Below are 13,075 nucleotides of genomic sequence, written 5' to 3'. Positions count from 1 at the left end.
GGGAAACCCGAGGCCGCCCGCTCCGCGTCGTACGCGGGGCGGGCGGCCTCGGGTGTCCGCCGTGCTGCCTCGGGATCAGGAGACCCCGTCGCGCTCCCAGCGGTAGAAGCACTGCGCCATGGCGTCCTTCGGGCTCCGCCAGGTCTCCGGGTCGTAGGCGCTGACGTACGCCGACAGCCGCTCGCTGGCGTCCCGGAACTCCGGGTGGCCGGTCAGCTTGGCGATGGCCGGGGCCGGGTCCCGCTCCGACTCGATGAGGTGCAGGTACACATCACCGAACTGGAACAGGCGACGCCGGTTGACGCCGACCAGGTGCGGGAGTTCGCCGCGGTCGGACGCGGCGAACACGTCCGCGATCGCCGGCGCCGAACCGGGCGCCATCCGGGCGACGATCAGAGCGTGGTGCATGGGGCTTCCTTCCTCGGAGTTCAGGGGGTGGGCGTGCCGGACGCTCCGGCGGCCGGTCAGCCCGGCAGGACCGGGGCGCCCCGGCGGTCACGGGCGACCTGCTCGATGCGGTCCCGGATGAGCGCCATCTGCGTCCGCGAGTTCCGGTTGATGTTGTCCGTCATCCACGCGTCGTCGACCGGGGCGTCGGGCTTCATCGCGAAGTCCTGCACCCAGCGCATGTGGACGCCGGCCGGGGTCTGCTCGTACTCCCACCGGATGTCCATGTGGGCGAACGGGCCGGTCTCGACGCGGCGGGCGCGGACCGTCCGCGCGGCGCGGTCGACGGTCCGCTCCGACACCCAGCTCCACACCTTCCCGGACTCGTCCGGGTGCATGGTCAGACGGAAGGTGGTCGAGTCGCCCTCGCGCGAGAGCACCTCCAGCGCGGCGTACTCGCTGAACAGGTTCGGCCAGTTCTCGATGTCGTTGGTGATGTCCCAGACGAGGTCGAGCGGCGCGTCGATGGTGATGCTGTTGTCAGTGTGACCGGACAACGTCAGACTCCCGTCTTGAGGGCGTTGTTCACCAGACCGAGGAACTCGGCCGGCGTCTTGCAGCGCTCGGCGTCGGTGGGCAGCGCCACGCCGTACCGGTTCTCGACCTCGCCGACGATCCCGAGCAGGCCGAGCGAGTCGAGGCCCAGGGTGGTGAACGGCGCGTCCGGGGCCTTCTCCAGCTCCCGGGGCTCGACCGTCACGCCGGCCGCCTGCTTCATCAGCGCGGCGAGTTCGTCGAAGGTCAGTGCGGTGGTGATCATCTGTGTTCTCCTTCCCGCCCGGTCCTACCGGGCGGAGTCGTCGCCGCGGCGCACGACCAGCGCCGCGTTGGATCCCATGAGTCCCCGGCTGAGGACGAGGGCCGTGCGCAGCTCGGCGGGCCGAGCGCGGGACATCACCAGGTCGAGGTCGTGGCAGATGTCGAACACGTTGGGGGTGGGCGGGACCACGCCGTGCTCCATCGCGAAGACCGCGGCGGCGGTGTCCAGGACGGGAGCGCCGCAGTAGGCGCGGCCGATGCCCGTCTTGGGGGCCGTGACGGGCACGCGGGCGGCGTGCGGGCCGAGGGCGTCGGCGATCGCCAGCGCCTCGGCACGGTCCGCGTCCGGTACGCCCAGGGCGTCGGCGAAGACCACGTCGACCTCCTCCGGAGCGCAGCGGGCCTCGTCCAGCGCGACGCGGATCGCGCGGGCGAGTCCCTCCCGGGACTCCGCCCAGCGGGACGCGCCGGTGAACGTGGCGCCGTGCCCGGCGACGACGGCCCGGACGACCGCCCCGCGGTCCCTGGCCCGGGTCTCGTCCTCCACGACGAGCATCCCGCCGCCCTCCGCCGGGACGAAGCCGCAGGCTCCGGCGGTGAAGGGCCGGTAGGCCCGGTCCGGGTCCTCGACGGTGCTCAGCTCCGGATAGCCGAGCTGGCACACCATCGAGTACGGGGCCAGGGGCGCCTCCGCGGCCCCGACGATCACCGCGCCGGTCCCGCGCCGCACGGCCCGGGCCGCGTGGGCGATGCCGTCGAGTCCGCCGGCCTCGTCGCTCGCGACGACGCCGCACGGGCCCTTGAACCCGCTCCGGATGGAGATCTGACCGGTGCTCGCGGCGTAGAACCAGGCGATGGACTGGTACGGGCCGACGAACTTGGAGCCCTGGCCCCAGAGCTTCTGGAGCTCCCGCTGGCCGAACTCGCCGCCGCCGGAACCGGCCGCGGTGACGACGCCGATGGAGAAGGGCTCCTCCGGGTCGTCGTGGCCGAGCCCGGCGTCGTCGACGGCGAGCTGGGCGGCGGCCATCGCGTAGTGACTGAACCGGTCGGTCTGGACGAGGAAGCGCTCCTCGATCAGGGCCGAGGCGTCGAAGCCCCGCACCTCGCCGGCGACCTTCAGCGGCAGGTCGCCGCACCCCTCGCGGGTGATCCGGTCCAGTACGCCGACGCCTCCGCGGACGGACTTCCAGTACGCGTCGGCCCGCAGTCCGTTGGGCGCGATCACCCCGATGCCGGTGACGACCGCGCGCCGTGGGCGCTGAGTGCTCATCGTGTCCTCCCGCCCGTTCCCGTCAGGAGCACCGCGGACTGGAAGCCGCCGAATCCGCTGCCCACGGAGAGCACGTTCCTCAGCTTCCGGGGGCGGGCGGTGCGCGGCACGTAGTCCAGGTCGCACTCGGGGTCGGGGGTCTCGTAGTTCGCCGTGGGCGGGACCACCTGGTGCTGCAGGGCCAGCACGCAGGCGGCCACCTCTATCGCCCCGATCGCCCCCAGCGAGTGCCCCACCATGGACTTGATGGAGCTCATGGGGGTGTCGTAGGCGTGCGCGCCCAGGGACCGCTTCACCGCGGCGGTCTCGTGCCGGTCGTTCTGCCGGGTGCCCGAGCCGTGCGCGTTGACGTAGTCGATCAGCGTGGGGTCGAGCCGGGCCTGGTCGAGCGTGGTGTCGATCGCCCGGGACATCTCCAGTCCCTCGCCGGTCAGACCGGTCATGTGGTACGCGTTCCCGAAGGTGGCGTAGCCGCCGATCTCGCAGTAGATGTGCGCACCGCGGGCCCTGGCGTGCTCGTACTCCTCCAGGACCAGGACCGCCGCGCCCTCGCCCATGACGAAACCGTTCCGGTTGTTGTCGAAGGGCCGGGAGGCGTGCTCCGGGTCGTCGTTGTCGGGGGACGTGGCCTTGATGGCGTCGAAGCAGGCCATGGTGATGGGGGAGATGGGGGAGTCCGACGCACCCGCGATGCAGACGTCCGCCCGCCCCTCCTCGATGGTGTGGAAGGCGTAGCCCACGGCGTCCAGGCCGGAGGTGCAGCCCGTGGAGACGGTCTGCACCGGGCCGCGGGCGCCGAACCGCTCGGCCACCACGGAGGCCAGCGTGCTCGGCGAGAACGCCATGTGCAGCTGGGGCGCGGCAGCGCGGTGGTCCACGTCCCAGCGCTGTCCGCGCTCGCTGACCAGCACGTAGTCGTGCTCGAGACGGGTCGTGCCGCCGACCGCGCTGCCCAGGGAGACGGCGACGCGCCAGGGGTCCTCGGCGTCGGTGTCGAGCCCCGAGTCGCGGACGGCCTCGCCGGCCGCGACGACGGCGAACTGGATGTACCGGTCGGCGTGGCTGCTCAGCTCCGGGTCCAGACCGTGGTCCAGCGGGTCGAAGTCGCACTCGGCGGCGATGCGCGAGCGCAGGCCGGCCGGGTCGAACAGGGTGATGCCGCGGGTCGCGGTACGGCCGGCGGAGAGCAGGTCCCAGAACGCCTTCGTCCCGGTGCCGCCGGGAGCGACCACACCGATGCCGGTGACGGCCACGCGCCGGGTCACTCGATGGCCCCGCTGCGCTCGGCCACCGGCGCCGGGGCGTGCACGGTCAGGTGCGGGCCCGCGGCGGCCAGCTGGGCCTCCTCGGTGACCTCGGTGTCGACGTGCCCGAGGCTCGGCCGGGGGGCCAGCGGACCGAGGTGGAAGACCATGCGGGCCTCCACGTCGCCCACGTTGCGGAACCGGTGGCGCACGTCGATCGGGATCAGGAGGCCGTGGTCGGGCTCCAGCGCGAACGTCTCGCCGTCGAGGTCCACCTCCAGGGCGCCCGAGACGACGTAGACGAACTCCTCGGAGTACGGGTGGTAGTGCTCGCCGATCCGCTCGCCCGGCTGGACGATGGCCAGACCCATGAAGCCGCTGGTGGAACCCACGGTGGCCGGCGTGAGCATGGCCCGCAGATCACCCCCGCGCCTGCGGTTGGGTTCCGTCTCGCTCAAGGTCACGATGCGTGGCTTGGGCATGGTGTGTACCTCCAGATGTGGCAGTGACGTGCTGGGGGACCGCGGTGGGAGCCGCGAGCGGCGTCAGGACTGCGCCGAGCGGTCCGTGACGGGCAGCATGTCGGCGTGCGACAGGAGCCGGTTGACGTTGCGCTCGGTCTCCAGCGACCCCTCGACGCCGATCGCGGCGCCGTCGAGCAGCCGCTCCAGCTCCGCGGCCTTTCCGGCACCACGGAGCCCGAGGGAGGCGACCGGGTCGAGGTCGAGCTCGCCCGCGACGTCGACGAGGCGCACCACGATGTCGTCGCGCTGGAACACGGTGCTCGCGTGCACCGGGTTCGCGGGGTCGCCCGCGGCGGCCCGGTCCTGGTCGGCGAGCAGCCGGGCGAGGTCCATGCCGTGGCCCTCCTTCGCCGGGTAGTACAGCGCGTGCCGCCGCACGTCCGCCGGGGCCGGCCGGTCGGCCGTCACGTGGTGGACGGCGGGCAGCGCCGCGCGGGTGAAGAACACCCGTGCCGACTCGGGATCGGTGAGGTCCCGGTCCTGCTCCAGGTAGGGGTTGATGGCCTCCTCGACCGCGCGCACCTCGGGCTGCCGGGCGACGTGCCGCAGCGCCACGAGGAGGTCGCCCTCCACCTCGACGGCCCGCACGACGCGGTTGCCGTGCATGAAGAGGGAGGTGCGGCGGAGCCGCGTGGTCTCGTCGACCTGGGCGCGGGGCGACTCGTACCCGGCCAGGATCTCCGCCACCTTGGACTCGGAGCCGGGCTTGACGGTGAAGGTGAGGGCGTGTCGCGCCACTCCCTCGCCCACACGCGCCTTCAGCTGCGCGTCGGCCGGGGTCGTGGTCACCGCCGCCACCTGGGCGGGGCCGGTCTCCCGGAGGACGCTGTAGCGCATCGAGCGGGTGTCCCGCACGCAGCTGTGCATCGGCTTGACGATCTCGACGTGCTCCTCGCTGTTCACCCACGCGAGGAAGGGCGGCGCGCTCTCCCACTCGCTGGTGATGAGCCACTGCGAGGGGTTCTCGATGGACTGGCAGAGCTGGTCGCTGATGTGACCGGGGATGGAGGCGACCTGCTTGTGCATCACTTCGTACGCGTCCAGGAACTGCTGCTGAGCTCCCTCGTACAGGTCGAGCAGCAGGATCACCCGCAGCCTGGAGCCGTCGAAAACGGACTGCGAGATGCGTCCCGAGGGGGCCATCCGGCACACCTCTTCTCTTCTCGGTGGGGAGGGGGGAACGACCTGCGTGAGCGACACGCCGGGGCCGTCATGTGTCGATCCTTGACAGGAGCGCCGGGAGTGCGCGAGTCCGCGTGGATCGGACGAGTGAAACGCGGGCCATCCGGGTGCCTCGGGCAGGCGGAGGCTTCCCCGAAGGGCATGAATCTGCATCCCATCCCCGATTCGCGTCGCACGCGACGCCGGAGACGAACATGGACCGATTCGACGTGGCCGGCGAAGCAACCGGTCACCGCACGCCCGTACTCATCGTCGGCGGCTCGCTGGTGGGCCTCTCCACCGCGCTGTTCCTGGGCCGTCTCGGCGTGCCGCACATCCTGGTCGAGCGCCACGCGGGCACCTCGATCCACCCCCGGGGCCGCGGCAACAACGTGCGCACCATGGAGCTGTTCCGCGGGGCCGGCGTCGTCGACCCGATCCAGGAGGCCGCGTCGGTGCTGGCGCGCAACAACGGCATCCTGCAGGCCCCGGACCTGGTGGGAGACGCCGGCGAGTGGCTCTTCAAGGAGATCGACCCCGGCGGCGGCCTCGCCCGCTTCAGCCCCTCCGCGTGGTGCCTGTGCAGCCAGAACGACCTGGAGCCGGTGCTCGTCCGACGCGCCGGGGAGCTGGGCGGAGACCTGCGGTTCTCGGCGGAGCTGATGTCCTTCGAGCAGGACGCCGACGGGGTGACCGCGCAGGTCAAGAGCCGCGGCACGGGTGAGCACACCACCATCCGGGCGGACTACCTCGTCGCGGCGGACGGCCCGCGCAGCCCGGTCCGCGAACAGCTCGCCATCCGGCAGAACGGCCAGGGCGACCTGTTCCACAACGTCAGCATCACCTTCCTCTCCCGCGGCCTCGCCGAGGTCGTCGGTGACCGGCACTTCATCGTCTGCTACCTGACGAGCCCCGACGCCGACGGCGCCCTGCTGCCGGTCGACAACCGGGAGCGCTGGGTCTTCCACGCGCCCTGGCACCCCGAGAACGGCGAGACGCTGGAGGAGTTCACCGACGAGCGGTGCAGGGAGCACATCCGGCGCGCCGTCGGAGTCCCCGACCTCGACGTGGAGATCACCGGCCGCGCCCCCTGGCACGCGGCCGAGCGGATCGCCGAGCGGTACGCGGACGGGCGGGTGTTCCTCGTCGGCGACTCCGCCCACGAGATGCCGCCCACCGGCGCCTTCGGCTCCAACACCGGCATCCAGGACGCCCACAACCTCGCCTGGAAGCTCGCCGCCGTCCTGAACGGCTGGGCCGGCCCCGGACTCCTCGCGTCCTACGACGCGGAGCGCCGCCCGGTCGCGGAGACGACCAGCGCGCGGGCCGCGGCGCGGTCGGTCGAGCACAGCCACCCCGGGTACACCCCCGGCCCCGCCACCGGCAGCCCCAAGGGACGGAAGGGCGGCATCCTCAACGAGGTGCTCGGCTACCGCTACCAGCGGGGCGCCGTCCTGGGCACCGACCCCGCCCGGCCGGTCGTGCTCGAAGGCCTGAGCCTGACCGGCGAACCCGGCAGCCGCGCCCCCCACATGTGGCTCGACCGCGCCGGCACCCGGATCTCCACCCTCGACCTGTACGAACGGTCCCTGGTGCTCCTCAGCTCGGCGGACGGCGCCGGCGGCTGGCACGCCGCGGCCGGCCGGGTCGGACCGCAACTGGCGGTGCCGCTCGACTCGTACCGGATCGGTGACGGGCCCGGGGCGGACCTCGGTACCGAGGGCGGGGCGGACTGGGGGGAGGCCCACGGGGTCACCGCGGACGGCGCCGTCCTGGTCCGCCCCGACGGGTTCGTCGCCTGGCGGTCCGAAGGGGCGTCCGCGGACCCGGCGGAGGCCCTGCGGCAGGCCCTCACGGCGATCCTCGGCCGGGACTGACCGCTTGCCCGCCGCCCGTGCGGCGGGTATGCGCCGGGCGCCCGGTCGCCGGACGGCGGGTCCGTGCGGCGACCGGGCGCGGGACTCCCTGCTCGGGAGGCCCGTGAGACCGCTCCCGGGCGCCGGTCCGGCCGTCGGGCCGGGCGGCGGAGGCAGGTCCGGAACAGGGGCCCGCGGCGCTTGTCGCCGCGGGCCCTCACCCGTTCGCGGGCGGACGGCGGATCGCCTTCCCGCACCGACGGGCCCGCCGTGACCTGCGGTGTTGATCATCAGTCAGGATGATCAAGCCCCCGACCGGGGGACATCGGCCGCACTCCTCGCGTTGCGGCGGCCCCCGGTCGGCGATCTCCTCGTGCACGGAGCACAGCACAGGCGCCGCGCGGCCCAGCCGGCCAGGAAAGCTCCGCCGAAGGAGAGAAGAAGCATGCGTCTCGCTCGTACGGTTCCCCCGCTCGCCCTGGTCCTGGGAGCCCTCGTCCTGTCCGCGCCCTCCGCCGTCGCGGCGCCCGGCGGCGACGCCCGGGTCAACCCCGGCAAGGCGGCCCCCGGAAGCACCGTCACCGTCACCACCACCGCCTGCGGCAAGGAGACCTACGGCAAGGGCGAATCGGTCGTGGGCGGGAAGTTCCACCTCCTGCCCGGCGACCGCGAGGGCGTCCTGGTCGGCACCTTCACCCTGCCGCTGGACGCCGCCTCCGGCACGGACACCGTGACCCTCAAGTGCCCGCCGCGCATTCAGCAGACCGTCACCTACCAGATCTCCGGCCGGCCGAACGGCGCCGTCGAGGCCGGCTTCGGATGGGCCGCCGGCGCGGAGGAGACGGAGAGCGGCAGCCCGTACGCCCTCGGCGCGCTCCTCCTCGGCGGCGCCGCCGCGGGCGTCCTGATCACGAGGCGCCGCCGCGCCGCCGCCCGCGACGCGGGCTGAACGCACGGCCCCACCCGCCGACTCCCGGCCCCGGTGTCCTCCCGGACACCGGGGCCTCGCCCTGTCCCGAGACCGTGCCGCGAGGGCCCTCCGGCACCCCGACCCGGGCGACAGCGCTTTCGGGCCACCCGTGACACGACCGCCGTCTCGCGAACCGGACCCTCTTTCCCGTGGTGAAGTGCCGTTCCGCCAGGCGCGTGCGGCCGTCGCCCCAGGAGCTGCTTCCGGCCAACATCGGGGCCTTTCGACTCTCGGGACAACCGGATGGCCGCCGCTCTCCTCTCACAGCGCGGGTGCACGAGCGCCCCACACCGCGTCAGCCCCGGGAGGGGGAACTCCCGCAGGGCCGCGGCCGATCTGCTTTTCCACAGCATTCGGAGGACGAGAGAACGATGAGCACCACGCGCACCCACCGGCTCCGGCGGCCGCTGCTCGCGGGGACCACCGCCGTCGCCGCCATGGCCGTGACGGTCGGCTTCATGGCCGCGGCGCCGGAGAAGGCGACGGCGGCCCCGACCGGGCCGAAGCTGAGCCTCATCGCGGCGACCGGCTCGGTCACGCTCACCTCCTGGAAGGAGGAGCCGGGCGTCTACCTGGACCTGGGCACGTACCTCACCTCCGAAGGGCAGCCGCTGGAGCTGAAGGTGACCCGGAAGTCCTACAAGGACCCGGTCACCGTGACCCAGACCGTCTTCGAGGGCGGCAAGGCCAAGGCGAAGGCGCTGCCCGCGGGCACCGTGAAGGACTTCTCCGGGCTCCCCGGCTTCGCCGAGGTCACCATCAAGGACAAGAACGGCAAGGTGGTCGTCACCCGCGCCGAGAGCTTCTGCCCGAACAACGCCAGCGGACGGGTCCGGCCCGACGCGCCCGCCACCTCGAAGTATCCGGAGAGCTGCCCCACCAACCCCTTCACCCTCGGCTCCGTATGGGGCGTCGAGAAGGGCTGGGCCGCGAACACCTACGGCGGCTCCTACACCGAGCCCGTGAAGCTCGCCGCGGGTTCCTACACCGCCAAGGTCGGGGTCGCGAAGAAGTACCGCGACCTCTTCGGCATCGCCGACAAGCCCGCCACGGTGAAGCTGACCATCGAGGAGCGCAGCTGGGAGAACGGCCGCTCGGCCGCCGCGGCCCAGGCGCACGCCGGGCACGGCTCCGCGCACCAGGACCCCTCCGCCCACGCCGGACACGGCGCGGGACACGCCGCCCCGAGCCCCGCCCAGGCCGGCGCACCGCAGACCAGCGGCGCGGGCCCCTCGTACAACGTGGGCCACGGCCCGCTGAAGGCCGCGCCCCCGGCCCTGCCGTGGGCCGTGAAGGCCCGGCAGGCCGGGCGCTCCGGCTTCCAGGCCGCCCGTGACACCGCCGGTCAGACCGACGGCTCGCGCAAGGCCCCGGCCCTCACCCCCCGGGCGGCCCGCCCGACCGGCACCCCGTCCGTCCCCGACGTCCCCAAGCCCGATCTGAGGTCGCTGCCCGCCTACGGCATCACCATCGGCGACGGCGGCGGCCAGGGCACCCCCGGCAAGGACTACCTCGCCTTCAGCGCGAACGTCTGGAACGCCGGTCCGGCCCAGCTGGTCGTGGACGGCTTCCGCTCGCCCGGCAAGGCCAAGATGGACGCCTTCCAGTACTTCTACGACGCCAAGGGCAAGCAGGTCGGCTACACGCCCACCGGCACCATGGAATGGGACCCGCGCCCCGGCCACGTGCACTGGCACTTCACCGACTTCGCCAGCTACCGGCTGCTGAAGGCCGACAAGAAGGAAGCCGTCCGCAGCGGCAAGGAGGCCTTCTGCCTCGCCAACACCGACGCGGTCGACTACACGGTGAAGAACGCCAACTGGCACCCGTTCAACACGGACCTCTCCACCGCCTGCGGCCAGGAGAGCTCCATCTCCGTCCGCGAGGTCCTCGACGTCGGCTCCGGCGACACCTACACCCAGGACCTGCCCGGCCAGTCCTTCGACATCACGGACCTGCCCAACGGCACGTACTACATCCAGGTGCTCGCCAACCCGGCCAAGCGGCTGAAGGAGACCAACCTCGACAACAACAGCGCGCTGCGCAAGGTCGTCCTCGGCGGTACGAAGGGTGCGCGCACCGTGACCGTGCCCGCGCACGAGCTGGTGAACGCCAACTGACCCCCACCGCGCGGCCGCGCACCGGCCGCGCTCCCGCGCACGCGGACTGAGCACGGGGCGACCCGTGCGGCCCGCCCGGTCCGACCGGACCGGGCAGAGGGAAGCGCCCCTACCGGCGCGAGCGGCGGCCGGACCCGGAAGACCCGGGTCCGGCCGCCGTCGTCGTTCGGCGCCCGGGGGACGCGGGTGACGTACGGGCGTGGCCTGCTTGACCGGCCCCGCCGCCACCTGCACAGTCGGAAGGCGGCACCGCACCGGCCCGCCCGGCCCCGCCGCCCGGCCCCCGCCCGTCCACCGCACACCCCTTCGCGTCCAGGAGCGGCTGATTCGATGGTCCTTGACCTGATCGTGGTCGGCACGGCCATCAGCCTGGGGCCCCTGCACAACAGCGCCTTCATCCTCCTGCTGTCCTCCCGCCGCGGAGTCCGCCAGGGGCTGGCGTTCCTGCTGTCGTGGCTGGCCAACCTCATCGCGGTGATCGCCTGCGTGGTGCTGCTGACGGGCGGCGAGCCGCCGGCACGCCACAGCGCCCCCTCGACCGCCGCGATCGTCGCGAAGCTGGTCCTCGGCCTGGCCCTGGCCGTCTACGGCGTCCACCGGCACCGCCGGCCGCCCCGACCGCACGGCCCGCCCCGCTGGTCCGCCCGGATCGACGAGGCCTCCACGGCCACCGCCGCCGCCCTCGCGTGGGTGCTGCAGCCGTGGGCCCTGGTCGGCGTCGGCGCCGCGACCGCCGTCGACGCGGACCTGTCCACCCTCACCGCCTGGCTCGCCCTGGCCGGCTACTGCCTGCTGGCCACCCTGAGCCTCGTCGTGATGGAGACGTACGCGGTCCGGGCACCCGAGGCGGCCAACGCCCGGCTGAACGCCCTGCGGACCTGGCTGGAGCAGCACCAGGAGCGGCTGATCGTCACCCTGGCCCTGGTCGTCGGCCTGTGGACGACGGCCCGGAGCATCTACGAACTGGTCGCCTGACGGGGACGGCCGCAGCGGCCCCCGAGGCCCTCCGACGGCCGGGCCGCCCACCGCGGTGGTCTCTGAGCCGTTCGGCGGACAAGCGCGACTCACGGTGCGCAAGCCGGGGAAGCCGGGGAAGGAGACGACGGCGGACACGCCGTCCGCAGCGGGAGGAGCGACCACCGTGCACCGTGCCGGACCGACCAGCGAGAACCAGCCGTCCCCTGACGGCGCGACGGAGGGAGAACCTCCCGGCTACGCCTCGTCCGTCTCGCTCCAGGTCAACGGGACCACGTACGAGCTGCGGCTCGACCACCGTACGACCCTCCTGGACGCCCTCCGCGAGCACCTGGACCTCACCGGAGCCAAGAAGGGCTGCGACCACGGACAGTGCGGAGCGTGCACCGTCCTCGTCGGCGGCCGCAGGATCGACAGCTGCCTGATCCTGGCCGTCACCTGCGACGAGCCGGTCACCACGATCGAGGGTCTCGCCGGGGGTGAGGACCGCCTGCACCCCCTCCAGGAGGCGTTCGTCGCACACGACGCCCTGCAGTGCGGCTACTGCACCCCGGGTCAGATCTGCTCGGCCGTGGCCATGCTGGACGAGGCGGCCGCCGGCCACCCCTCGCACGTCACGGCGCCGGACGAGCCCCGCACCGGAGGTCCCCCGGTCCTCACCCCGGAGGAGATCAGCGAACGCATGAGCGGGAACCTCTGCCGCTGCGGCGCCTACGCGAACATCGTGGACGCCGTCCGGGAGGTCGCCTCGTGAAGCCCTTCGGCTACGTCCGCGCCGAGCACACCGACCAGGCGCTCGCCGCGTACGCGGCGCACCCCGGCGCCCACTACATCGCCGGCGGCACCAACCTCGTCGACCTCATGAAACTGGGGGTGGCCACTCCGCCGTTCCTCGTCGACATCGGCCGTCTCCCGCTCGGCGGCGTCGACGAGACCGCGGACGGCGGCCTGCGCGTCGGGGCGACCGTCCGCAACAGCGACCTCGCCGCCCATCCGCTGGTACGAGACCGGTACCCGGTCCTGTCCCAGGCCCTTCTGGCCGGCGCCTCCGCGCAGCTGCGCAACGCCGCCACCACCGGGGGCAACCTGCTCCAGCGCACCCGCTGCCTGTACTTCCAGGACGCTTCGAAACCCTGCAACAAGCGGGCGCCGGGCACGGGATGCCCCGCCCGCGAAGGCGTCCACCGGGACCTGGCGGTGCTCGGGCACTCCCCGGGGTGCGTCGCCACGCACCCCTCGGACATGGCCGTCGCGCTCGCGGCGCTCGACGCCCGGGTCCACCTCCTCGGCCCCGACGGCGAGCGCACCGTGCCCCTCACCGGATTCCACCGGCTGCCCGGTGACACACCGGAGCAGGACACGGTGATCCGGCCCGGCGAACTCGTCACGGCGGTGACGCTCCCGCCTCCCGCGGGAGTCCACAGCGTCTACCGGAAGGCACGTGACCGCGCCTCGTACGCCTTCGCGCTCGTCTCCGTCGCCGCGACCGTGACCGTCGAGGACGGCGCCTTCCGCCACGCCTCCCTCGCCTTCGGCGGGCTCGCCCACGCGCCGTGGCGGGCCCGACAGGCCGAAGAGGTCCTCCGCGGAGCGCCCGCCACGGAGGAGACGTGCGCCCGCGCCGCCGACGCCGAACTCGCGGCGGCCGACCCTCTGCGCGACAACGCCTTCAAGGTGCCGCTCGCCCGCAGTCTCGCCGTCCGCGTGCTCACCGACCTCGCGTCCCGCCCCTGAGGAGGCCGACCC

At 73.4% G+C, this 13,075-nt stretch carries 13 protein-coding genes; 6 read left to right on the top strand and 7 right to left on the bottom strand.

Features of this window, described 5'->3' with window-relative positions; translation table 11 throughout:
- Positions 1 to 75: 75 nt before the first annotated feature.
- The 7 genes from ACF09E_RS14900 to ACF09E_RS14870 form a co-directional block, all read right to left on the bottom strand.
- Positions 76 to 408 carry a TcmI family type II polyketide cyclase gene (locus ACF09E_RS14900; RefSeq protein WP_361859450.1) on the bottom strand — a complete coding sequence of 111 codons (333 nt, stop codon included), beginning with the start codon at positions 406 to 408 and terminating at the stop codon, positions 76 to 78.
- A gap of 56 nt (positions 409 to 464) precedes the next feature.
- The gene (locus ACF09E_RS14895) at positions 465 to 944 is read right to left on the bottom strand and encodes an SRPBCC family protein (protein WP_361859447.1); all 480 of its coding nucleotides are present in this window, start codon (positions 942 to 944) and stop codon (positions 465 to 467) included.
- A gap of 2 nt (positions 945 to 946) precedes the next feature.
- Positions 947 to 1,207, bottom strand: a complete 261-nt coding sequence (locus tag ACF09E_RS14890; RefSeq protein ID WP_148003505.1) for a phosphopantetheine-binding protein — start codon at positions 1,205 to 1,207, stop codon at positions 947 to 949.
- Positions 1,208 to 1,231: 24 nt separating this feature from the next.
- Positions 1,232 to 2,479, bottom strand: a complete 1,248-nt coding sequence (locus ACF09E_RS14885; protein WP_392205558.1) for a ketosynthase chain-length factor — start codon at positions 2,477 to 2,479, stop codon at positions 1,232 to 1,234.
- Positions 2,476 to 3,744, bottom strand: coding sequence for a beta-ketoacyl-[acyl-carrier-protein] synthase family protein (locus ACF09E_RS14880; RefSeq protein WP_392205557.1), 1,269 nt, complete (start codon positions 3,742 to 3,744; stop codon positions 2,476 to 2,478). Before ACF09E_RS14880 ends, ACF09E_RS14885 begins: the two co-directional genes overlap by 4 nt.
- Entirely contained in the window at positions 3,741 to 4,205 is a 465-nt protein-coding gene (locus ACF09E_RS14875; RefSeq protein WP_361859438.1) for a cupin domain-containing protein, read from the bottom strand. The genes ACF09E_RS14880 and ACF09E_RS14875 overlap by 4 nt, the downstream gene beginning before the upstream one ends.
- A gap of 63 nt (positions 4,206 to 4,268) precedes the next feature.
- Positions 4,269 to 5,390, bottom strand: coding sequence for a SchA/CurD-like domain-containing protein (locus tag ACF09E_RS14870; RefSeq protein WP_392205556.1), 1,122 nt, complete (start codon positions 5,388 to 5,390; stop codon positions 4,269 to 4,271).
- A 233-nt stretch (positions 5,391 to 5,623) separates the two neighbouring features.
- Here ACF09E_RS14870 and ACF09E_RS14865 point away from each other — a divergent pair, with 233 nt between their 5' ends.
- The 6 genes from ACF09E_RS14865 (at position 5,624) to ACF09E_RS14840 (ending at position 13,063) form a co-directional block, all read left to right on the top strand.
- Positions 5,624 to 7,285 carry an FAD-dependent oxidoreductase gene (locus ACF09E_RS14865; protein ID WP_392205555.1) on the top strand — a complete coding sequence of 554 codons (1,662 nt, stop codon included), beginning with the start codon at positions 5,624 to 5,626 and terminating at the stop codon, positions 7,283 to 7,285.
- Between the two features lie 424 nt (positions 7,286 to 7,709).
- The gene (locus ACF09E_RS14860; RefSeq protein ID WP_392205554.1) at positions 7,710 to 8,213 is read left to right on the top strand and encodes a sortase; all 504 of its coding nucleotides are present in this window, start codon (positions 7,710 to 7,712) and stop codon (positions 8,211 to 8,213) included.
- 392 nt (positions 8,214 to 8,605) lie between these two features.
- The gene (locus tag ACF09E_RS14855) at positions 8,606 to 10,354 is read left to right on the top strand and encodes a lysyl oxidase family protein (protein WP_392205553.1); all 1,749 of its coding nucleotides are present in this window, start codon (positions 8,606 to 8,608) and stop codon (positions 10,352 to 10,354) included.
- A 330-nt stretch (positions 10,355 to 10,684) separates the two neighbouring features.
- Positions 10,685 to 11,329 carry a GAP family protein gene (locus ACF09E_RS14850; RefSeq protein WP_392205552.1) on the top strand — a complete coding sequence of 215 codons (645 nt, stop codon included), beginning with the start codon at positions 10,685 to 10,687 and terminating at the stop codon, positions 11,327 to 11,329.
- Between the two features lie 166 nt (positions 11,330 to 11,495).
- Positions 11,496 to 12,083, top strand: a complete 588-nt coding sequence (locus ACF09E_RS14845; protein WP_392205551.1) for a 2Fe-2S iron-sulfur cluster-binding protein — start codon at positions 11,496 to 11,498, stop codon at positions 12,081 to 12,083.
- Positions 12,080 to 13,063, top strand: coding sequence for an FAD binding domain-containing protein (locus ACF09E_RS14840; RefSeq protein WP_392205550.1), 984 nt, complete (start codon positions 12,080 to 12,082; stop codon positions 13,061 to 13,063). Before ACF09E_RS14845 ends, ACF09E_RS14840 begins: the two co-directional genes overlap by 4 nt.
- Positions 13,064 to 13,075: the final 12 nt, after the last annotated feature.

The sequence above is a fragment of the Streptomyces sp. NPDC014891 genome (assembly GCF_043081085.1).
Classification (GTDB): domain Bacteria; phylum Actinomycetota; class Actinomycetes; order Streptomycetales; family Streptomycetaceae; genus Streptomyces.
The sequence above is the reverse complement of the archived record's forward strand: the minus strand, read 5'-3'. Positions and strand labels throughout refer to the sequence as shown.